Here is a 20,722-nt window from a genome sequence, read left to right on the forward strand (position 1 = left end):
CGCTATCGTCGCGGAATGGCTCAGGATCACGAGAAGTTCGACACCGCGATGGCCACCTGGAAGGAATGGCAGGACGCCCCCTGGGGCCGCCTCCGCTACGCGCTCGCCGAGGCGAACCTGATGCGCCACCTCGACGGGGGCCCCGGGGGAGGGCCGCTGCGGATCCTCGACCTCGCGGGCGGCGACGGCGGTGACGCGATGCGGCTCGCCGCGCGGGGGCACCACGTCACCGTCGTCGACCTCGCACCGGCCATGCTGGCCGCGGCGGAGGCGCGGGCCGCGGAGAAGGGGCTGAGGGAACGGGTGACCTGTGTCCGGGCCGATGTGCGCGCACTGCCGGCGGAGATCGCAGGGGGAGGCTTCGACGTGGTGCTGTGCCACAACCTGCTGCCGTACGTGGACGACGTACCGGGCACCCTGGCGGCGGCGCTGGCCCCGCTGAAGGAAGGAGGCCTGTTCTCCGTGATGGCGATCAACCGGCACTCGGCGCCGCTGAACATCGCCGTCCGGGAGCTCGACCCTGCCGCCGCCCTGGCGGCACTGGACAGCGACCTGCTGCGGAACGAGATGTTCGACTCCGACCTGACGCTCCACACGGCTGAGGAGATCGTCCCGGTCCTGGAGGGCCTCGGCTGCCGGGGCGTCCGCCACTACGGCATCCGCAGCTTCTGCGACTACCTCACCGACGACGCCCGCAAGTACGACCCGGCGTACTACGCGGACCTGGAACGCCTGGAGCTCGCGACGACCGCCCGTGCTCCTTACATGCACACGGCACGGCTCTTCCAGCTCACGGCCCGGAAGGGGACGGCCGCCTGACGGACGCTCGCCCGTCGGACGGCCGTCCGACGGGGCGCCTCCTGACGGCCCGTCGGCTCGGCAACCGTCAGCGCGCGGCGGTGGCGAGGGCTTCGGCCAGGTGCCGGAGGTCCTCGGCGGTCAGGACCCTGCCGCCGAAACCGGGGAGCGGGACGTGGAGGAGGGCGGTCCAGCGGTCGGGGACGGCGCCGGGGCCGTACACCGCGCCCGCGAGGGTGCCCGTCACGGCTGCCACCGTGTCGGTGTCGCCGCCCAGGTCGACGGCCGCGGCGAGGGCCTCCTCGAAGGAGCCGGTGGTGCGCAGCGCCCAGACCGCCGAGCCGAGGCAGGGCCAGACCGCCCCGTTGAACTCGGTGGCGTCGGACGGCTGCCAGTGGGGGGCGAGCACGGTCGCCCAGCGCTCCCGGTGCACGGGGTCCACCTCGGCCAGCGTGGCGGGCAGGGCGGCGAGGGGGTCCTCGCCGAGGAGGGCGACCCGGACCAGTTCGTGGAGGATCGCCGTGCCCTCCCAAGCGGCGCCGTCGCCGTGCGTCAGGGCGGCGATCCGCCGGGCCGCCTCCATCGTCCGCTCCCGCCCCCGCCCCGCGAAGCGGACGGCCGAGGTCGAGGCCCGCATCAGCGAACCGTTCCCGGCGGCGCGCCCGTCGACCTCGAAGTGCCGTGCGGCCGCGACGTCCCAGGGGTCACCGCCCAGCAGGACCTGCTCGGTCTGGAGGCCGATGTCCTTGGGGTCGGCCGCCGCCCAGCGGCGGAACCGGGCGAAGACGTCCGGCAGGTCGAGGCCGCCCCGTTCGAGGAGGGACTCCCCGAGCAGGACCGCCATCTGCGTGTCGTCCGTCGCCTCGCCCGGATCCCAGCCGCCGCCCCCGCACAACTCCCCTACGCCGCCGGGGAATCGCTCCCGGAAGACACCGGGCAGACCGAACTCGAAGGGGGCGCCCAGCGCGTCCCCGACGGCGGAACCCAGTACGGCGCCGACGGCGCGGTCGATGTCCGGCATCCGGCCAGGGTAGACCGCGCGCCCTCGCCCGCCGCCGCGGCTCTGCGGCGGCCGGCGGGCCGCCCGGGCCGTCATGCCGGGGCGCGCACCGGGCGTCGCTCCTTCCCGGTCGTCCGGAGCGCGCGGACGGCCAGGAAGACGGGCAGGCCGACAGGGGAGAGGAGGACGGTCAGGAGGAGCACCGGGGCCATCAGGAGCGGGGAGATCGAGAGGCGGCGGGACTCTCGGTACATCCACTGGCCGAGGAGGAGGTCCCAGGCGATGACCTGGGCCCAGAGGGCGCCCGCGCCGTCCGCGAGGGCGGTGAGGTCGCGGAAGACGTCGATGTCGGGGCTGCTCACCGCCGCCCACAGTGCGGGCAGGACGGGGGCGGCGAACACCGCCCAGAGGGCCAGGACCGGCAGGACGGTCAGCGGTGAGGCCGCGAGCCGCTCCGTGCCCCGCCAGCGCGGCGCGAAGATCATCAGCAGCCAGACCGGCGCCGCGAGGAAGAACGTCAGCTCGAAGAGGAACCCGGTCATGCCGCGACCTCCTCGGCGCGGGCGGTGGAGGCCGTGGAGGCCGTGGAGGTGGTGCGGAGGGACAGCGCCGCGGCCGCCCCGCCGAGCAGCACGATGGCCCCCGCGCCGGCGAGCGTCGCGCCGTCCGGCGCGAACAGGGCCTGACCGCGCAGTGCCTGCCAGGTCAGCAGGACGAAGGTCGCCGCGTACGCCGCCGAGGCCGTGAGCGTGAGGCGCAGCCGGACTCCCTCGTCGGCCAGACGGGCGAGGCCGGGGAAGCGGGCGGAGCGCGCGGCGAGGGCGGTGAGGACGATCAGCAGCAGCGGGAGCACCTGAAGGGCGTGCATGCCGAAGAAGTGGGCGATGCGCAGGTCGCCGCCGGTGGTCGCCCAGCCGGTGAGCGGCATCGACGGGCCGCCGTCCGGGACGCCGACGCTGTGGGCGCCGACGATCGGCGAGTCGTCGACGGCCAGCTGCTCCGGCGTCGGACGGACCATCAGGAAGCCGACGGCCGTGCCCGCCAGGGCGATCAGGGAGGACAGCCGGACGGCCCAGGCCATCGCCCGGTCGAGGATCCGGGCGCGGAGCAGCAGCACCGCGATGACCAGGGCGCTCAGCCACAGCACGACGACGGTGGCGCCCATGATCTGGAAGACGGCGCCGTCGAAGGGGGTCGCCTGGTTGAAGTGGCTCTGGGTGCCGCGGATCACCTGGAGGGTGATGAGCGCCATCTCGACCGTACTCGCGACGGTGATCACCGTCCCGGCCCACCAGCCGATCCGTCGGCCGCGGGGGAGCAGCGAGAGCATCCAGGCCAGCGAGAGGCCGTAGGCGATGAAGGAGACCGAGAACTTGAACGGTTTGGTCCAGATGGGGACGCCGACCAGCACCCGGTCGTCGACGACGACGCCGACGGCGGAGACGAGGGCGAGGACGCCCATCGAGGCGACGAACCAGACCAGGGGGCGGTGCAGCCGGAGAGGCGGGGTGACGTGGGCGCGTGGGCTCGACGAAGACATACGGATCCCCCCGTGGGAAGGTATGGATAGTGGCACTCGCCACTATCTGATAGCGCCACTATCTATGATGGGAGTGTCGGTCGGCAAGGCCGGAGAGGGATCTGGAAGGTGAACGCGCTGTGCGCATCGGAGAGTTGAGTCGCAGGACCGGGGTGTCGGTGCCGACGATCAAGTTCTACGTACGGGAAGGGCTGCTGCCCGCCGGCGAGCTGACGAGCCCGAACCAGGCGTCGTACGGAGAGAGGCACGTGCGGCGGCTCCGCCTGATCCGGGCGCTCCTCGACGTGGGCGGCCTGTCGGTGGCGGCGATCCGCGGGGTGGTCACGGCGGTCGACGACCCGGAGCGGCCGGTGCACGACGTGCTGGGCGCGGCGACCAAGCCCCTGGTGCCGCGCTACGAGCGCGAGGCCGGAGACGGCATCGAGGAGGCGCGGAAGGCGGTCGCCGGGCTGATCGCGGCGCGGGGGTGGCACGCCGACCCTTCCGGGCCGGCGTCGGACGCCCTCGCGGCGACCCTCGTGGCGCTCGACGAACTCGGGCACGGCCGGTTCGTCGAGGTCCTGGACGCGTACGCGGACGCGGCGGAGGAGGTGGCGCGGGTCGACCTGGACTACGTGGCGCACCATGTGGCGCGGGAGGAACTCGTCGAGAGCGCGGTCGTCGGCACGGTCCTCGGCGACGCGATCTTCTCCGCGCTGCGCCGCCTGGCCCACATGGAGGCCTCCAACCGCCTCTTCGGCCGGACGGCGGAGGACGGGAAAGCGGGGAGCGGAGAAGCGGAGGACGGGGAAGCGGTGGGTGGAGGAGCGGAGGACGGGGGAGCGGAGTGACGAAGGGGCCCGGGGCTCTCGGCGCCCCGGGCCCCTCGGCTCAGCTCTCCTGCTCGCGCTCCACCTGGTCGTTCCACTCGCGCTTGATCGCGCGCCACGCCTCGTCCGACTTGCCCAGGCGCCAGTAGCCCGAGATCGACAGGCGCTCCCGCGCCACGCCCCGGTCGAGCCGCAGGTGCCGGCGCAGCTCCTTCACGAAGCCCGCCTCGCCGTGGACGAAGGCGTGCACGTCGCCCGCCGGGAAGTCCAGTGCCCTGACCGCCTCGACCAGCGCCTCGCCCGTCGGACGGTCCCCCCGGTGCAACCACGTGACGTCGACGCCCGCCCCCGACGCCAGCTTCTGCTCCTCGGCCGCGTCCGTGACCTCGAGCAGGACGTGCGCCCTCGCCCCCTCGGGCAGCCGCTCCAGGGCCGCCGCGATCGCCGGGAGCGCGCTCTCGTCGCCCGCGAGCAGGTGCCAGTCCGCCGCCGGGTCCGGCGCGTAGCCGCCGCCGGGGCCGAGGAAGCGCACCGTCTCGCCCGCCTGGGCGCGCGCCGCCCAGGGGCCCGCCAGGCCCTCGTCGCCGTGGACCACGAAGTCGATGGTCAGCTCCCGGTGGACCGGGTCCCACGCCCGCACCGTGTACGTCCGCGTCGTCGGCCACTGCTCCCGGGGGAACTCCGCCCGGATCCGCTCCATGTCGAACGGCTCGGGGTAGACGACCCCCTCCGGGGCGAACAGCAGCTTCACGTAGTGGTCGGTGTAGGTGCCCGCCGAGAAGCCGTCGAGCCCGGGTCCGCCCAGCACGACCCGCACCATGTGCGGAGTGATCCGCTCGGTGTGCACCACACGGGCTTCGGTGGCCTTCGGTGCCTTGCGGGCCGGCTGCTCTGCCACGACGGGCTCTCCTGACTCTGCGTACTTAGGTATGCCTAAGCTAGCATCCTCCGGCAAGAGGGGCTCGACGTGGCCCCGGCGGCCCCTCCCGTCAGCGCTCCAGGACCGGCAGCAGACGGCCCACCGCACCGCCCAGCCCCCAGCGCTTCACCAGCGCCTCGAGGGCCTCCGGGTCGCGGGGGGCGGCCGGCAGGGCCGGGTCGAACTCCGGGAGCGGCACGTCGGCGGCGACCCGCACCACCGTCGGCGCCACGTCCAGGTACGCGGCCGCCTCCACGATCCCGCGCCGCTTCGCCGGCGTCAGCTTCGACGTCCGGTCCTCCGCCGCCGCCCGGACGCCCGCCAGGTCCCCGTACTCCGTGATCAGCTGGGCCGCCGTCTTCTCGCCGATGCCCTTCACGCCGGGCAGTCCGTCGCTCGTGTCCCCGCGCAGCGCCGCGAAGTCCGCGTACTGGTCGGGCCGCACCCCGTACTTCGTGCGGATCAGCTCCGCGTCCACCAGGTCGCAGTCGCCGACGCCCTTGCGCGGGTACAGCACGCGGACGCCCCGGGCGTCGTCCACCAGCTGGAACAGGTCGCGGTCGCCGGTGACGATGTCCACCGGCCCGCCGGCGCGGCCCGCCAGCGTCCCGATCACGTCGTCCGCCTCGTACCCCGCCGCCCCGACCCGAGCGATGCCGAGCGCGGCCAGGACCTCCTCGATCACCGGCACCTGCGGGGACAGCGTGTCCGGGACCTCCTCCACGTCCGCGCCCGTCTCCGTCTCCACGGCCACCCGGTGCGCCTTGTACGAGGGGATCAGGTCCACCCGCCACTGCGGCCGCCAGTCCTCGTCCCAGCAGGCGACCAGATCGTCGGGGCGGTGGTCCTGGACGAGCCGGGCGATGAAGTCGAGCAGCCCGCGCACGGCGTTCACCGGGGTGCCGTCCGGGGCCCGGACGGAGTCCGGCACGCCGAAGTACGCGCGGAAGTAGAGGCTGGCGGTGTCGAGGAGCATCAGGCGTCGCGTCACACCCCGATCATGCCGCACCCCACCGACAGGGCCCTCCGTTCCGTGCGCGGGCCCTTTCCGAACCCCTCGCGTGACCCCCGTCACCTTTGCGTTTGCACCCTGTGAAGCAGGGCATGCGCGAGCCCGGAGCGGAACCCGGTACGGGATTCAACGAAAAGGATCTCCGTACGCGACGGGCCCGCGGGCCGATCCCGCCCGCTCCACGGCCCAGCCGCGCGGGGGTGGTGGGGCCGTTCTTCGTTCCTACCCGTGAGGTGTATGTGTCCAGGCTCCAGGCCGACCATCTGTACAAGGTGTTCGGCAGACGACCCGACGAAGCCGTCCGCAGGCTCGCCGACGGCGCCGATCGCGAGGAGCTGCGCGCCGAAGGAACGACCGCCGCCGTCGTCGACGCCGGCTTCGTCGTCGAACCCGGCCAGATCTTCGTCGTGATGGGCCTGTCCGGCTCCGGGAAGTCCACCCTTCTCCGCATGCTCAACGGCCTGCTGGAACCGACCGCGGGCCGGGTCCTCTACGACGGCCGCGACCTCACCGCGCTCTCTCCCCGCGAGCTGCGCGAGGTCCGCTCCAGCAAGATCAGCATGGTCTTCCAGCACTTCGCGCTGTTCCCGCACCGGAACGTCCTGGAGAACGCCGCCTACGGCCTGGAGGTCCAGGGGGTGCCCCGTGCCGAGCGCGAGACCCGCGCCGCCGAGGCGCTCGAACTGTGCGGCCTCGCCGGCTGGGAGAAGTCCTGGCCCGACGAGCTCTCCGGCGGCATGCAGCAGCGCGTCGGCCTGGCCCGCGCCCTCGCCACCGACGCCGACCTGCTCCTCATGGACGAGTCCTTCAGCGCGCTCGACCCGCTGATCCGCCGCGACATGCAGGACCAGCTCCTCGTGCTCCAGCAGCGGCTGAAGAAGACCATCGTCTTCATCACCCACGACCTCAACGAGGCCATGCGCCTCGGCGACCGGATCGCCGTCATGCGCGACGGCAGGATCGTCCAGCTCGGCACCGCCGAGGACATCCTGGTCCGCCCCGCCGACGACTACGTCGCCTCCTTCATCCAGGACGTCGACCGCTCCCGGGTGCTCACCGCCGCCTCCGTCATGACGGAGGCCGCCGCCCCGGCCGACTGCCCCGCCGGCTGCGCCTGCCGGCCCGTCGGACCCGACACGCTCATCGCCGACCTGTGCGCCACGGCCGCCCTGGCCCCGCACCCGGTGACCGTCGAGGACACCGACGGCTCCGTCCTCGGAGTCGTACCGACCGAACGCCTCCTCGCCGTCATGGGAGGGATCGGTGCGACGAACATCCCGTCCCCCGAGAACCAGGAGGTGACGGCCCATGCCTAGGCTCCCCCTCGGCCAGTGGGTCGACAGCTCCGTCGACTGGCTCCAGGCCCAGTTCTCCTGGCTCTTCGACGCCGTCACCACCGGCGTCACCGGCCTCTACGACGGCATCGACGCGGTCCTGTCCGCGCCCCAGCCGCTGCTGTTCGCCGGCATCCTCGCCGTCGTCGCCTGGTGGCTGCGCGGCCTCGCCGCCGGTGTCCTCGCCTTCGCCGGCTTCGCGCTGGTCGACTCGGTCCAGCTGTGGGACGAGGCCATGGCGACGCTCTCGCTGGTCCTCGTCGCCACCCTCGTCACCCTGGTGATCGCCGTACCGCTCGGCATCTGGGCGGCCCGCTCGAAGAGCGTCAGCGCCGTCCTGCGGCCCGTCCTCGACTTCATGCAGACCATGCCGGCGATGGTCTACCTCATCCCCGGCATCATCTTCTTCGGCGTCGGCGTGGTCCCCGGCATCATCGCCACCATCGTCTTCGCGCTGCCCCCGGGCGTGCGCATGACCGAACTCGGCATCCGCCAGGTCGACGGCGAACTCGTCGAGGCCGCCGAGGCGTTCGGCACCACCCCGCGCAACACGCTGCTGCGCGTCCAGCTGCCGCTCGCCCTGCCGACCATCATGGCCGGCGTCAACCAGGTCATCATGCTCGGCCTCTCCATGGTCGTCATCGCCGGCATGGTCGGCGGCGGCGGCCTCGGCGGCGCCGTCTACCGCGCCATCGGCAACGTCGACATCGGCCTCGGCTTCGAGGCCGGCGTCTCCATCGTCGTCCTCGCCATGTACCTGGACCGGATGACCGGCGCCCTCGGCCGCCAGGTCTCCCCGCTCGGCCGCCGCGCCGTCGCCAAGGCCCGCGCCGCGCTGGGCGCCAAGCGGCCCGGCGCCAAGCTCTGGGCCCACCGCCCGCAGCCCGTCACCGCCCTCGTCGGCGTCGTCGTCCTCGCCCTCGCCGCCGGCGGCATGGGCTTCCTCGGCGGCTCCGGCGGCGCGGCCTCCGCCGCCTCGGGCCCGAACGGCGGCCACGGCAAGAAGGTCAGCATCGGCTACATCCCCTGGGACGAGGGCATCGCCTCCACGTACCTCTGGAAGGAGCTCCTGGAGCGCCGCGGCTACGAGGTCGAGACCAAGCAGCTGGAGGCCGGCGCCCTCTACACCGGCCTGGCCGGCGGGCAGCTCGACTTCCAGACCGACGCCTGGCTCCCCGTCACGCACCAGCAGTACTGGGAGAAGTACAAGAACAAGCTGGAGGACCTCGGCTCCTGGTACGGCCCCACCTCCCTGGAGCTCTCCGTCCCCTCGTACGTGAAGGGCGTCGACTCCCTCGCCGACCTCAAGGGCAAGGCCGGACAGTTCAAGGGCCGGATCGTCGGCATCGAGCCCAGCGCCGGAATGATGGGCATCCTCAAGGACAAGGTCCTCAAGGACTACGGCCTGGAGGGCGAGTACAAGGTCGTCGACGGCTCCACGCCCGGCATGCTCGCCGAGCTGAAGCGCGCGTACGACCGCAAGGAGCCCGTCGTCGTCACCCTCTGGTCCCCGCACTGGGCCTACTCCGCCCACGACCTGAAGAAGCTCGACGACCCCAAGGGCTCCTGGGGCAAGGGCGACGGCGTCCACACCCTCGCCCGCAAGGGGTTCGCCGCCGAGAACCCCGAGGTCGGCACCTGGCTGAAGAACTTCTCGCTGACCGAGAAGCAGCTCACGGACCTCGAGGCCGTCATCCAGGAGACCGGCAAGGGCAAGGAGCAGCAGGCCGTCCGCGCCTGGCTGGACCGGAACCCCGGCCTCGCGGAGAAGCTCGCCCCGCAGTAGGGCCCTCCGCTCACTGGCCGAAAAGGGGTGGTCGCCGAACGTGATCGGCGACCACCCCTTTTCGGCACGACGCGAAACCCCGCCCCAAAGCTGCGTAAGGTTCAGGTAACCGACCGGTACGAGCAGAGGGAGGGAGCCGACATGGACGAGAAGGAAGCGCCCCGCGTGGGCGCGGCCGTCAAGAGGCGCCGCAGAGCGCTCCAGCTGACCCTGGCCGTCGTCGCCTCCCGCAGCGGCCTGTCCGTGCCCTTCCTCAGCCAGGTCGAGAACGATCGCGCCCGGCCCAGCCGCCGCTCCCTCGAACTCGTCGCCGAGGCACTGGAGACCACGGCCGGCGAGCTCCTCGCCGCCGCCGAGGCCTCCCGCACCGTCGACGTCGTACGGGCCGGGGACCCCTCGCCCGGCCTGCCCCCGGGCGTCCGGGCGCTGGTCCGCGGCCGCCACCAGCTGCACGCCCTGGAGTTCACCGGCGAGCAGGACGCGGGCCGCGAGTTCCAGCACCGGAACGACGAGCTCCTCTACGTGGCCGACGGCGCCGCCGAGGTGGAGGCCGAGGGCCGCGCCCACCGGCTCGGCCGCGGCGACACGCTCTACCTCTCCGGCGGCGTACGGCACCGCTGGCGCGCCACCGAGCCCGGCACCCGCCTCCTCGTCGTCGCCGTCGGCGACCACGTCGAGGCGGAGGTGGAGTGAGGGCCGCGTCCCGATGAGAGTCGTCTCCCTGGTGCCGTCCCTCACCGAGGCCGTCGCCGTCACCGCCCCCGGCGTCCTCGTCGGCGCGACCGACTGGTGCAGCCACCCCGCGGGACTCGACGTCGTCCGCGTCGGCGGCACGAAGAACCCCGACGTCGCGGCGATCGCCGCGCTCCGGCCCGACCTCGTCGTCGCCAACGAGGAGGAGAACCGCGCCCCCGACCTCGCCGCCCTGCGGGCCGCCGGACTCGACGTCCTGCTCACCGAGGTCCGCACCCTCGACCAGGCGCTGCGGGAACTGGAGCGGGTCCTCGCCGCCTGCGGTGCCCCCCGGCCGCGCTGGCTCGACGAGGCGGAGGCCGCCTGGGAGTCCGTCGCGCCCCTGGAGCCGGCCACCGCCGTCGTGCCGATCTGGCGGCGGCCCTGGATGGTCGTCGGCCGTGACACCTTCGCGGGCGACCTGCTCGCCCGCCTCGGCGTCCGGAACCTGTACGCCGACCACCCCGAGCGCTATCCGCGCGTCCCCCTCGACGAACTGCGCGCCTGCGCCCCCGACCTCGTCGTCCTGCCCGACGAGCCCTACCGCTTCACGCGCGACGACGGCCCCGAGGCCTTCCCCGGGACCGCCGCCGCCCTCGTCGACGGGCGCATGCTCACCTGGTACGGGCCGTCACTGGCCGAGGCCCCGCGGGCGCTCTCCCGGGCCCTTCGAGCAGCGCACCGCTGAACAGCCCGCGCACGGTGTGGAAGCCGGCCACCAGCCAGGCCGCCACGAGGAACGCGTACAGGACCGTCGCCAGCCACCGGAACGCCGCCAGACCGGTGTGCCCGGCCAGGCCCTCGGCGCCGGTCACGCAGGTCCCGACCGGGAAGGTGAACGCCCAGAAGGTCATCGCGAAGCCCATGCCCCGCCGCCGCGCCCGCAGCGCCATCGCCCCGGCGAGCGCCAGCCACAGCAGCGCGAAGCCCATCACGGGGACCCCGTAGAGGACGGCGAAGGCGGCGAAGCCCTGGGCGTACGGGGCGGGCAGCACGCCCGCGGCCGTGTCGGCGAACTTGTTCGCGGCGGTCGTCGACTGGCCCAGCGGGCCGAGGACCAGGAAGAGGGCGGGGGTGAGCGCGAGCGGCAGCGGGCCGCCGGTGACGAGCCGTCCGAAGACCAGCGGCAGCATGACCAGGGTGGCGAGCAGACTGACGCCGAACAGCGCGTGGCAGCCGATCAGCAGCGTCTGCTGCGCCTGTCCGGCGGGCAGGTGGGGCACGAGCAGCGGGCCCAGCGCGGCGGACACCATGGGGGCGACCACCGGCAGCAGCCACACCGGCGACGCGCCCTCGATCCGGTGGTGCACCACCATGAGGTACGGGACGGCCACCGCGGCCGCCAGGCCGATCGCCGTGCCCGCGGTGAACAGGACGGCGTCGAGGGCGAGGGCCGCCGGAAGCCCGACCCAGTCCCGGCCCACGATCACCGCCCCGCCGCCGACCGCGAGCAGCGCCATCGACAGACAGCCGTAGAACGGCGCCATCGCCGGGTCCATGAGGTGGGCCCGGGCCTGGTCGCGGTGGCGGGCCCAGTGCGCGGCGCGGGCGGTGAGCAGGGCGATCAGCATCGCGAGCGACAGGGCCCAGACGGCGGCGCAGGCCGTACGGAGGCCGGGGACGTCCAGCGGGAGGGCGGCGCCCGCGTTGGCGACGATGGCCGTGCCCATCACGGAGGCGTACCAGTTGGGTCCGAGGTGGCGGACGGAACGGGTGGCCCGGGCGCCGGGGGTGGTGGCGCGAAGGGAGGGAAGGGAAGGTGCGTGGCTTGCCATGTCCCGATCGTTTCGCGCCGGAACGGCCCCCACCAGGAACGTTGCGACTATGAGGCCATAAGCTGACCTTATGAGCAGCGAGCCGGGCCAGACGCCGACCCAGTCCTCCCACCGGGGCCTCTCCCACCGGGTCCCGGACCTCGGCGCGCTCGAACTCCTCCTCGCCGTCGCCCGCCACGGGAGCCTCGGCGCCGCCGCCCGCGAGGTCGGGATCACCCAGCCCGCCGCCAGCAGCCGCGTCCGCTCGATGGAACGGCAGCTCGGCGTGGCCCTGCTCGACCGCTCCCCGCGCGGCTCCCGGCTCACCGACGCCGGCGCCCTCGTCACCGACTGGGCGCGGCGCATCGTGGAGGCCGCCGAGGCCTTCGACGCGGGCGCCCAGGCGCTGCGCGGCCGGCGGGACTCGCGGCTGCGGGTGGCCGCGTCCATGACGATCGCCGAGTACCTGCTGCCCGGCTGGCTGATCGCGCTGCGCGCCGAGCGCCCCGACACCGCCGTGTCGCTCCAGGCCGGGAACTCGGCGGCCGTCGCGGAACGCCTCCTCGCGGGCGAGGCCGACGTCGGCTTCGTCGAGGGGCTCGCCGTGCCGGACGGCCTCGACGGCGTCGTCGTCTCGCACGACCGGCTCGCGCTCGTCGCCGCGCCCTCCCACCCGTGGGCCCGGCGCCGGAGCCCGCTCGACCCGGCCGAGCTCGCCGCGACCCCGCTGGTCCTGAGGGAACGCGGCTCCGGCACCCGGCAGGTCCTCGACGCGGCGCTCTCCGCGCACGGCGGGCTCGCGCAGCCGCTCCTCGAACTCGCCTCCACGACCGCGGTCAAGGCCGCGGCGGTGAGCGGGGCGGGGCCCGCGGTCCTGAGCGAGCTCGCGATCACCGAGGAGCTGGCGTCGCGGCGCCTCGTCGCCATCCCGGTGGAGGGGGTGCTGCTCCGCCGCGACCTGCGGGCGGTGTGGCCGACGGGCCACCGCCCGACGGGCCCGGCGCGGGACCTGCTGTCGCTGACGCGGGGGTAGGGGCCTCTTCCCGGTCGCCGGACCGTCGGTCCGGTTCCGCCGGTGCTCCCCGCCGTCGGCCGACCCTCCGGGAGGCTTCGCCGTTACATGATCGGCGGTTGCCGTTCAAGAGTCGGTGCGCGTCAAATATTCTCGGGTTTTCGGGCTCACTTCCACCCGTAACGTTCGGTTAACCCTGCAAGCGACTTTGCTGAGTTATCGTCTTCTTGACTGATCGTTGACCAATCGTTGGTGATCCCCACACCTGGTGAATCGTCCCGGGGGAGGCATATGCACCCAGCAATGACGGCCCGGACGAGGCTTTCGATCCTCGCCGTCCTCCTCGTCGCCCTCCAGCTCCTCACCACCGCCTCCTTCGCAACCGCACACACGCCTCCGCACGCCGTGGCCGAGGCGCCGCTCGGGACGAAGTCCTCCGGGGCGACCCCGCACGACGAGGTCGTCACCGGTCGCGACGCCGAGCCGCCGGGAGACCCGATCGGTCCCCCGCGCACCCGCGACCGCCACCGCACCGCCGACAAGCCGGCCGCGTCCGGACGCCCGTCGCCGCCGCGCTCCGCCCCCACCGCACCCCGACCGCCCACGCGCGGTGCCGCGGATCCCTCCCCGGCGCGCTCGCCGGGCCTCCACTCCACGGCTGCACTCCAGGTGTTCCGCTGCTGAGCGGTCCCCACGACCCCGCACACCTGCCCCGCACACCCGACGCGTCACCATGACGCGCCAGGAGGAGCCACCACGCCATGCAACCCCTCATCGACAACGCGCGCACCTTCGGACGGCGCCCCGAGGAGTTCGCCCCACTGGCCGAAGGCCAGTCCCCCGAGGTCCTGTTCATCACCTGCGCCGACTCCCGGGTCGTCCCCGCCCTGATCACCGGAGCCCGGCCCGGCCAGCTCTTCGAGCTGCGCACCGCGGGCAACATCGTTCCGCCGTACGGCTCCGGCACCCCGACCGGTGAGGCCGCCACCATCGAGTACGCCATGGAGGTCCTCGGCGTCCGGAACATCGTGGTCTGCGGCCACTCGCACTGCGGCGCCGTGGGCGCCGTGGTGCGCGGCGACGACCTGGACGCCGTCCCCGCGGTGCGCGACTGGCTCGCGCACGCCGCGGAGGAGCCCCGGTGCGCCGACCCGGCCGACCCGACGGTCGCCGAGGCCGTGCAGCACCACGTCCTGACGCAGCTGCTGCGGCTGCGCTCCTACCCCTGCGTCCGCAAGGGCCTCTCGTCAGGGCGGCTCAGCCTGCACGGCTGGTACTACGAGGTCCACACCGGAGCCGTACGCGAGCACCGCGCGGACACCGACGCCTTCGAAACGCTGTGAGGGGCGCCGACATGACCAAGTTCCCTTACTTACGCCAGGACTTCGCCGCCTCCCTCGTCGTGTTCCTCGTCGCCCTCCCCCTGTGCGTCGGCGTCGCCGTCGCCTCGGGAGTCCCGGCCGAACTCGGACTCGTCACCGGCGTCGTGGGCGGCATCGTCACCGGTCTCCTGCGGGGCAGCAGCCTGCAGGTGTCCGGACCGGCGGCGGGGCTGACCGTGCTGGTCTTCGAGGCCGTCACCGAGTTCGGGCTCGCCACGCTCGGTGTGATCGTCCTCGCCGCCGGGCTGCTCCAGCTGGCCATGGGCGCCCTCAGGCTGGGCCGCTGGTTCCGGGCGATCTCCGTCGCCGTCGTCGAGGGCATGCTGGCCGGTATCGGCCTGGTGATCATCGCCGGTCAGCTGTACGCGGCGGCGGGCCTGAAGGCTCCCGCCTCCGGCGTCGACAAGATCCTGGGGCTCCCCGGGGCCGTCTTCGACGCCTTCGGGGGCACCGCGGCGCCGGTCTCGCTCGCCGTGGGCGCGGGCACCATAGCCGTGCTGGTGGGGTGGAAGCACCTGCCGAAGCGGGCGCGGACCGTGCCGGGCGCGCTCGCCGCGGTGATCCTGGCGACGGCGGTCACCCTGGCGTTCGGCCTGCCGGTGGCCACCGTCGAGGTGAACGGCCTGGTCGGTTCCGTCCGGCTGCCCGGCGCCGACGCCCTCGGCGAGCTGGCCGACCCGGCCGTCCTGGGCACGGTCCTCGCCTTCACCCTGATCGCCTCCGCCGAAAGCCTGTTCAGCGCCGCCGCGGTGGACCGGCTGCACGACGGTCCGCGCACCCGGTACGACGAGGAGCTCATGGCGCAGGGCGCGGGCAACGCGGTCTGCGGTGTGCTCGGGGCCCTGCCGATGACCGCGGTCATCGTCCGCAGTTCCGCCAACGTGGCGGCGGGCGCGAAGACCAAGGCCTCCCGCGTCCTGCACGGCGTGTGGCTGCTGCTGTTCGCGGCGCTGCTGCCGGGGGCCCTGGCGCTGATCCCGCTGCCCGCGCTCGCCGGCATCCTGATCCACGCGGGCTGGAAGCTGATTCCGTTCCGCGGGGTCGCGGCGCTGTGGCGGGCGCACCGGGGCGAGGCGCTGATCCTGGTGGCGACGGCCGTCGCGATCGTCACCGTGAACATGTTCGAAGGCGTGCTGATCGGACTCGCCCTGTCCGTGGCCAAGACCGCCTGGGAGACGTCGCACGTCAGGCTGGAGGTCGTCGACAAGGGCGCGGGCCCGCTCCAGGCGCATCTGTCGGGCAACGCGACCTTCCTGCGGCTGCCGAAGATACTCGACAGTCTGGAGGCGCTGCCCCAGGACCGGCCGATCGTGGTCGACGTCTCCGGCCTGCACCACCTCGACCACGCCTGCCGTACGGCCCTGGAGACGTGGGCCGAACGGCACAGCGCGGCCGGCACGGAGCCCGTGAGGGTCACCGAGCCCGTGAAGACCGCCCCCTGACCCACCCGTTGCACGCTGCGCCCGCCGGTGCGGCGCCCCCCCGTCGCGGGCTGCGCCCGCCGCGACGGTGCCCACCCCCGCGCCCCCCCGTTGTGGGCAATCGTTCCGCAGGGCGGAACGGGTGGGCACAACGGAACGGCGCCCCTTGCCGGGCCCAGGCTCCCGCGCCCTGACCCGCACCCTTTGGCGCGCCCAGCTCGTGGTGCGGGTCCAGGCGCGGAACGCGGAGGCGCGGCTGGGCGCGCCGTCCCGTGTGCCCACCCGTCCCGCCCTGCGGGACGACTGCCCACACGGCGGTGGCGGGGTGGGCACCGCCCGCGAGGGCGCGGCCCGCACGGGCGGGAGCGGGGGCACCGCCCCAGCAGGCCGCGCGGGCCGTGGCTCGGGGCCGTCAGAGGTCCGTCGCTCGGAACGTCACCCGCCCCGCCACCGCCGTCAGGCGGACCGGGACGTCCGGGAGTTCCGTCGACGGGGTCGTCAGGGGGTCGGCCCCCAGGACCGTCAGGTCCGCGCGGTGGCCGACCGCCAGACGGCCCGCCTCGTGCTCCTCGCCCGCCGCGTACGCCGGCGCCGTCGTCATGCCCCGCAGCGCCTCCAGCGGCGTGAGCGCCTGCTCCGGCCCGTGCGGCGCCTGTCCGAGGTCACGGCTCGGGCGCCGGTGCCGGGCCCCGGCCATCACGCCCAGCGGCGGGAACGGCGCGATCGGCCAGTCCGAGCCGAGCACCACGGTCGCACCCGAGTCCACGAGGTCGCGGCAGCGCCACGCGCGCGCGGCGCGCTCCTCGCCGAGGCGCCGCGACCAGTTGTCGGTGTGGTCGGCGCGGGTGAAGTCGCAGCAGTGCGTGGGCTGCATCGACGCCAGGACGCCCAGCTCGGCGAAGCGGCGCAGCGTGTCGTCCGGCACGGTCTCGATGTGCTCGACCCGGTGCCGCACCCCGCCGCCCCCGTTCGTCCGCGCCTTCTCGACGGAGTCCAGGACGTGCCGTACGGCCGCGTCGCCGATGGCGTGCGTCGCGGTGGCCACGCCCGCCCGGTGCAGCTCCCCGATGATCCGGGTGTACGCCTCGGGGTCCGGCCAGAAGGCGTGCGTGGACTCGCCGTGGCAGTCGGGCCGCTCCAGCCACGCCGTGCCGTTGTCGATCGTCCCGTCCATGAAGAGCTTCACGCCGGCGACCCGCCACAGCTCCCCGCCCGTGCCCTGCTGCTCGATCAGCGCGCGCACGCCGTCGGCGTCGGTGCCCGGCTGGCACCAGGGCGCGACCCGGAGCCGCAGCGGCAGCTCGCCGGCCGCGTCGAGCTCCCCGTACAGGGCGAGGCTGTCGCCGTTGGCGTCCATGGCGTGGCCGCCGGTGAGGCCCGCCGCCGCCATGGACCGCAGCGCCGCCGCGAGCCGCTGCCGGCTCTCCTCGCGCGTCGGCCGGGGGGCGACCCGCTCGACCAGCTCGCAGGCGGCGTCCTCCTGGAGCAGTCCGGTGGGGCGTCCGTCGGCGTCGCAGACGACCTCGGCGGACGCCTGGTCGAAGGTGCGGGGGCCGTCGACCCCGGCGAGTTCGAGGGCCCGGCGGCTGGCCAGGGCCGAGTGCGCGTCGAAGAGGAGCAGGAAGGCCGGCACCCCGTCGAGCACCGCGTCGAAGGGGGCGGTACCGACGGGCCGGTCGCCGAAGACGTTCGGGTCCAGGCCCCAGCCGAAGAGCCACCGGCCGCGGTCGAGGGACCGCACCTCGCGCGCCAGCGCCTCCCGTACGTCGTCGAGGTCGGCGCAGTACGACAGGTCGAGGCCGTGGGTGAGTTCGGCGCCGGAGACGGGGTGCAGGTGGCCGTCGACGAAGCCGGGGGTGACGACGGCTTCCTTGAGGTCGACGACGGTCGTCGCCGGAGCGGCCAGCGCCCGGATCTCGCGGTCGTCGCCCAGGGCGGAGATCCGGCCGTCGTCGGAGACGGCGAGCGCGGTCTCCGGCAGGAACGTCCCCGTGCCGGGGTCGAGCAGACGGGCGGAGTGCAGGACGAGTCGGGTGCGCACGGTGGCTCCAGGAAGGGTGCGGGAGGTGGTCGGGGTGGCGGGGTCGGAGGGTGGGGGACGAGGCCGGTGGGCGGGCGGCGGGTCGGCGGCGGCCGTCGGCGCGGCCCGGTGTCGACCACCGGCGCAGGCGCGGCCCGGCTCGGCCGCCGGCACCGTTCGCCGCCGGCACCGTTCGCCTGCGGGACCTGCGGGACCTGCGGGACCTGCGGCGTCCCGTATCCGGTGCGGTGCGGCGGTCCTCGCTCGTCAGCGTGGCTCGGCCGGTTCCCCCGGCAGTCGTACGTCGGTCAGGGCGCCGTACGGCAGGCCGAGTTCCCGTTCCGCCGTCGTCACCGCCATCCGTGTCACCGCCTCCGGGCGGTTGCTGCGGTCGGTGTTGGCGTGGGCGCCGAGGCCGTCGAGGACCACCAGGATCTGGATGGCCGCCGCGCGCGGGTCGTCCGTGCGGAACTCGCCGCGCTCGACGCCCTCGCGGATGAGTCCTTCGAGGCGGTCGTCGGAGGCGAGCTCCTGCTCGGCGACCCGGTCGCGGAGCACGGGCCGGTAGCGGCTGAGGTGCCGGGCGTTGATCCACAGCCGGCTGATGTCGTCGTACGCCTCTCCGGCCGAGAGGGCGAAGTAGCGCGCGAGGTACTGCGTGGGGGTCCCGTCGGGGCGGTCGGCGGGCAGCAGGGCGTCGAGCTCGCCGGTGGAGGCGACGCTGAAGGCCTCGGCCACCAGGTCCTCCGCCGAGGGGAAGTAGTGGCTGATCAGACCGGGGCGCACGGCGAGCTCGTCGGCGATGCGCCGGAGCGTGACGCACTCCAGGCCCTCGGTCAGGGCGATGCGGGCCGCGCTCTCCACGATCTCCGCCCTACGGGCCTCGGGAGTTTTCCGAATTCTCTTGCGCTGGACGCTTGACGGCATACCGGCGATGCTATTGAGTGTGCGACCAATAAGCAACCAGGTGGGCACCACACGCATCCGGAGGGCCGCATGGCTTCCACGATCCCCGACCCCGGCGCCGCCCGCGCCGAGGTCACCCCGCCGGCCGACCGGCCCGGCCGCATCGAGGCCCACGGCATCGATCACATCCCCGACAGCGAGCGCCACGGACATCCGCGCGAGCTCGTCTCCGTGTGGGCCGCGGCGAACGTCAACTACCTCAGCCTCGTCATCGGCGGCGCCCTCGTCCTGATGGGCCTGGGCCTGTGGCAGGCCGTGGCGGTGACCGTCGTGGGCAATCTCTTCTGGGTGCTGACCGGGCTCCTCGCCACCTCCGGGCCGGCCGCCGGCGCGCCCAGCGAGGTGATCACCCGCGCCCTGTACGGCGTCATCGGCAACCGGGTGAACAACGCGATCGGCGGCTGGCTGGTCTCCGTCTGCTACTTCGCGCTCAACCTCGCGGCCGCCGCGACCGCCGCCTTCGCGCTCGTGGAGAAGGCCGGCATCACCCCGAACACCCCCGTCAAGGTGGTGGTCATCGTGGTGATCGCCGCCCTCACGCTGGCCATCAGCGTCTACGGTCACGCCCTGATCATCAAGCTGTACCTGCCGATCACCCTGGCCCTGGCGGGCGCGTTCACCGTCGTCGCCCTCTCGGTCTTCCGCCACGCCGACTTCTCGTACACCCCGGCCGCGCCGCTGACCGGCGTCGGCCTCTGGGCAGTGGTCATCGCGGGCGTCACGATGGTCGCCTCGGGCCCGCTGTCGTACACGACGAGCGCCGACTTCTCCCGCTACCTGCCCCGTACGGCCTCGCCGAAGGCGATCGCCGGCTGGACCGCGCTCGGCGCCTTCGTCCCCAGCGTCGTCGTCGGCTCGCTCGGCGCCTTCGCGGCGACCGCCGTCGACATGACCGACCCCCAGGACGCGCTCCAGGAGATCCTGCCGGGCTGGTTCGTGCCCGTCTTCCTGCTCGCCCTCGTCCTCGGCACCATCTCCATCAACGCCCTGACCGCGTACAGCGCGGGACTGGCCCTCCAGGCCGTCGGCCTCCGCATCCGACGCACCGTCAGCGTCCTCTTCGACGGCACCGTCGCCGTCGCCGCCACCCTCTACGGACTGCTGGTCTCCAACTTCCTGGACACCGTCAGCAACGCCCTCCAGGTGATCGTGGTCCTGATCGGCCCCCTCATGGCCGTGTACGCCACCGACATCGTGCTGCGCCGCAACCGCTACGACGGCCGCGCGCTCTCGGACGAGACCCCCGGCAGCCCCTTCTGGTTCACCGGCGGCGTCAACCGGGCGGGCGCCCTCGCCCTGGTCGTGGGCGTGGCCTCGGCCGCCCTCTGCGTCAACACCCTCTACACGGGCCCGGTCGCGTCGGCGCTCGGCGGGATCGACCTCTCCATGCCGGTCGGCATGACCGTCGCCTCGGGCCTGTACGTGCTCCTCGGCCGGCGCGCGGTGGCGGCGACGAGCTGAGTCCCTCCTGCCGCGGGACGGCCGGAGCCCACCCCGGCCGTCCCGCACCGTTTCCGGCGGAGCTACCGGCCCGCCGCCTCCACCAGGCCCCGCATCACCCGCAGGTCCTCGCCCATCTCCGGGTGCCACTGCACGCCGAGGGCCCATCCCGGGCCGTCCGTCTCCACCGCCTCCACCGTGCCGTCCTCCGCGTGCGCCGAGGCCGTGAGCCCCGTACCGAGGCGGTCGACGGCCTGGTGGTGGTAGGTCGGCACCTCGGTGAGCTCGGGAACCAGCGAGGCGTACCGCGTGCCCGGCACCGGCTTCACCGCGTGCCGGCCGATCACCCCGACCGCCTCCACGTGCCCGTCCAGGTGCTGGACCAGCGTGCCGCCGAGCGCCACGTTCAGGAGCTGCATGCCCCGGCAGATGCCGAGCAGGGGGGTGCCGGAGGCCAGGGCGGCGTCGATGAGGGCCAGCTCCCAGGTGTCCCGGGCGCGGGCCGGGGGGCCGGTCCGGGGGTCGGGCTCGGCCCCGTACCGTACGGGCTCGACGTCCGCCCCGCCCGCGACGACGAGCCCGTCGAGCCGGGCCACGGCCGCCGCCGCGTCCTCGGGGCCGCCCGGCGGCAGCATGACGGCGAGGCCGCCGCTCTCCCGTACGAGACGCGGGTACGCGGCCGGGAGCAGCGCGGCGGTCATGTCCCACACGCCCCAGCGCGCCTGGTCCAGATAGGTGGTCACGCCGATGAGCGGCTTGGTCACGGAACTTCCTCCAGAGGTGTGGAGCATCGGGGG

At 74.1% G+C, this 20,722-nt stretch carries 20 protein-coding genes; 11 read left to right on the forward strand and 9 right to left on the reverse strand.

Annotation, left to right across the window (positions count from 1 at the left end):
* Positions 1–15: 15 nt before the first annotated feature.
* Entirely contained in the window at positions 16–819 is an 804-nt protein-coding gene (locus ACFYUZ_RS14640; RefSeq protein ID WP_389308896.1) for a class I SAM-dependent methyltransferase, read from the forward strand.
* 67 nt (positions 820–886) lie between these two features.
* Here ACFYUZ_RS14640 and ACFYUZ_RS14645 read toward each other — a convergent pair whose 3' ends face one another.
* From ACFYUZ_RS14645 to ACFYUZ_RS14655, 3 genes are all read right to left on the reverse strand, one after another.
* Positions 887–1,819: an ADP-ribosylglycohydrolase family protein gene (locus ACFYUZ_RS14645; RefSeq protein ID WP_389308898.1), complete on the reverse strand. Its 933-nt coding sequence runs from the start codon at positions 1,817–1,819 to the stop codon at positions 887–889.
* 71 nt (positions 1,820–1,890) lie between these two features.
* Positions 1,891–2,340, reverse strand: a complete 450-nt coding sequence (locus ACFYUZ_RS14650) for an ABA4-like family protein (RefSeq protein ID WP_389308900.1) — start codon at positions 2,338–2,340, stop codon at positions 1,891–1,893.
* Positions 2,337–3,260, reverse strand: coding sequence for a hypothetical protein (locus ACFYUZ_RS14655; RefSeq protein WP_389309331.1), 924 nt, complete (start codon positions 3,258–3,260; stop codon positions 2,337–2,339). Before ACFYUZ_RS14655 ends, ACFYUZ_RS14650 begins: the two co-directional genes overlap by 4 nt.
* 197 nt (positions 3,261–3,457) lie before the next feature.
* Between ACFYUZ_RS14655 and ACFYUZ_RS14660 the strand changes: the two genes are divergently transcribed.
* A complete protein-coding gene (locus ACFYUZ_RS14660) occupies positions 3,458–4,168 on the forward strand; it encodes a MerR family transcriptional regulator (RefSeq protein ID WP_389308902.1) in 711 nt (236 codons plus the stop codon).
* Positions 4,169–4,208: 40 nt separating this feature from the next.
* Here ACFYUZ_RS14660 and ACFYUZ_RS14665 read toward each other — a convergent pair whose 3' ends face one another.
* Both ACFYUZ_RS14665 and ACFYUZ_RS14670 read right to left on the reverse strand, forming a co-directional pair.
* Positions 4,209–5,045 carry a siderophore-interacting protein gene (locus tag ACFYUZ_RS14665; protein WP_389308903.1) on the reverse strand — a complete coding sequence of 279 codons (837 nt, stop codon included), beginning with the start codon at positions 5,043–5,045 and terminating at the stop codon, positions 4,209–4,211.
* Positions 5,046–5,136: 91 nt separating this feature from the next.
* Positions 5,137–6,042: a 5'-3' exonuclease H3TH domain-containing protein gene (locus ACFYUZ_RS14670; protein ID WP_389309334.1), complete on the reverse strand. Its 906-nt coding sequence runs from the start codon at positions 6,040–6,042 to the stop codon at positions 5,137–5,139.
* Positions 6,043–6,317: 275 nt separating this feature from the next.
* Between ACFYUZ_RS14670 and ACFYUZ_RS14675 the strand changes: the two genes are divergently transcribed.
* From ACFYUZ_RS14675 to ACFYUZ_RS14690, 4 genes are all read left to right on the forward strand, one after another.
* Positions 6,318–7,394: a glycine betaine/L-proline ABC transporter ATP-binding protein gene (locus ACFYUZ_RS14675; protein WP_389308904.1), complete on the forward strand. Its 1,077-nt coding sequence runs from the start codon at positions 6,318–6,320 to the stop codon at positions 7,392–7,394.
* Positions 7,387–9,198, forward strand: coding sequence for an ABC transporter permease/substrate binding protein (locus ACFYUZ_RS14680; RefSeq protein WP_389308906.1), 1,812 nt, complete (start codon positions 7,387–7,389; stop codon positions 9,196–9,198). Before ACFYUZ_RS14675 ends, ACFYUZ_RS14680 begins: the two co-directional genes overlap by 8 nt.
* Positions 9,199–9,339: 141 nt before the next feature.
* Positions 9,340–9,891 (forward strand): helix-turn-helix domain-containing protein, encoded by a 552-nt coding sequence (locus ACFYUZ_RS14685; protein WP_389308908.1) that lies wholly within the window; start codon positions 9,340–9,342, stop codon positions 9,889–9,891.
* Between the two features lie 13 nt (positions 9,892–9,904).
* On the forward strand, positions 9,905–10,618 hold the full coding sequence (locus tag ACFYUZ_RS14690; protein ID WP_389308910.1) for a helical backbone metal receptor: 714 nt from the start codon (positions 9,905–9,907) through the stop codon (positions 10,616–10,618).
* Here ACFYUZ_RS14690 and ACFYUZ_RS14695 read toward each other — a convergent pair.
* On the reverse strand, positions 10,545–11,705 hold the full coding sequence (locus ACFYUZ_RS14695) for a TDT family transporter (protein ID WP_389308911.1): 1,161 nt from the start codon (positions 11,703–11,705) through the stop codon (positions 10,545–10,547). The two genes, ACFYUZ_RS14690 and ACFYUZ_RS14695, sit on opposite strands and share 74 nt — an antisense overlap.
* Before the next feature lie 70 nt (positions 11,706–11,775).
* Between ACFYUZ_RS14695 and ACFYUZ_RS14700 the strand changes: the two genes are divergently transcribed.
* The 4 genes from ACFYUZ_RS14700 to ACFYUZ_RS14715 all read left to right on the forward strand — a co-directional run bounded on the left by ACFYUZ_RS14700 (position 11,776) and on the right by ACFYUZ_RS14715 (position 15,520).
* Positions 11,776–12,717 (forward strand): LysR family transcriptional regulator, encoded by a 942-nt coding sequence (locus tag ACFYUZ_RS14700; protein ID WP_389308912.1) that lies wholly within the window; start codon positions 11,776–11,778, stop codon positions 12,715–12,717.
* Between the two features lie 282 nt (positions 12,718–12,999).
* Positions 13,000–13,380 (forward strand): hypothetical protein, encoded by a 381-nt coding sequence (locus ACFYUZ_RS14705; protein ID WP_389308913.1) that lies wholly within the window; start codon positions 13,000–13,002, stop codon positions 13,378–13,380.
* Between the two features lie 77 nt (positions 13,381–13,457).
* Positions 13,458–14,039 carry a carbonic anhydrase gene (locus tag ACFYUZ_RS14710; RefSeq protein WP_389308914.1) on the forward strand — a complete coding sequence of 194 codons (582 nt, stop codon included), beginning with the start codon at positions 13,458–13,460 and terminating at the stop codon, positions 14,037–14,039.
* 11 nt (positions 14,040–14,050) lie between these two features.
* The gene (locus tag ACFYUZ_RS14715; protein WP_389308918.1) at positions 14,051–15,520 is read left to right on the forward strand and encodes a SulP family inorganic anion transporter; all 1,470 of its coding nucleotides are present in this window, start codon (positions 14,051–14,053) and stop codon (positions 15,518–15,520) included.
* A 391-nt stretch (positions 15,521–15,911) separates the two neighbouring features.
* Here the strand turns inward: ACFYUZ_RS14715 and ACFYUZ_RS14720 are convergent, their stop codons facing one another.
* Both ACFYUZ_RS14720 and ACFYUZ_RS14725 read right to left on the reverse strand, forming a co-directional pair.
* A complete protein-coding gene (locus ACFYUZ_RS14720; RefSeq protein WP_389308920.1) occupies positions 15,912–17,540 on the reverse strand; it encodes an amidohydrolase in 1,629 nt (542 codons plus the stop codon).
* Positions 17,541–17,786: 246 nt separating this feature from the next.
* On the reverse strand, positions 17,787–18,446 hold the full coding sequence (locus tag ACFYUZ_RS14725) for a TetR/AcrR family transcriptional regulator (protein WP_389308922.1): 660 nt from the start codon (positions 18,444–18,446) through the stop codon (positions 17,787–17,789).
* Positions 18,447–18,515: 69 nt separating this feature from the next.
* Here ACFYUZ_RS14725 and ACFYUZ_RS14730 point away from each other — a divergent pair, with 69 nt between their 5' ends.
* Positions 18,516–19,946 (forward strand): purine-cytosine permease family protein, encoded by a 1,431-nt coding sequence (locus ACFYUZ_RS14730; RefSeq protein ID WP_389308923.1) that lies wholly within the window; start codon positions 18,516–18,518, stop codon positions 19,944–19,946.
* A 62-nt stretch (positions 19,947–20,008) separates the two neighbouring features.
* Here ACFYUZ_RS14730 and ACFYUZ_RS14735 read toward each other — a convergent pair whose 3' ends face one another.
* Positions 20,009–20,689 (reverse strand): gamma-glutamyl-gamma-aminobutyrate hydrolase family protein, encoded by a 681-nt coding sequence (locus ACFYUZ_RS14735; protein ID WP_389308925.1) that lies wholly within the window; start codon positions 20,687–20,689, stop codon positions 20,009–20,011.
* Positions 20,690–20,722 lie beyond the last annotated feature (33 nt).

Source organism: Streptomyces sp. NPDC004266 (assembly GCF_042874095.1).
Lineage (GTDB): Bacteria > Actinomycetota > Actinomycetes > Streptomycetales > Streptomycetaceae > Streptomyces.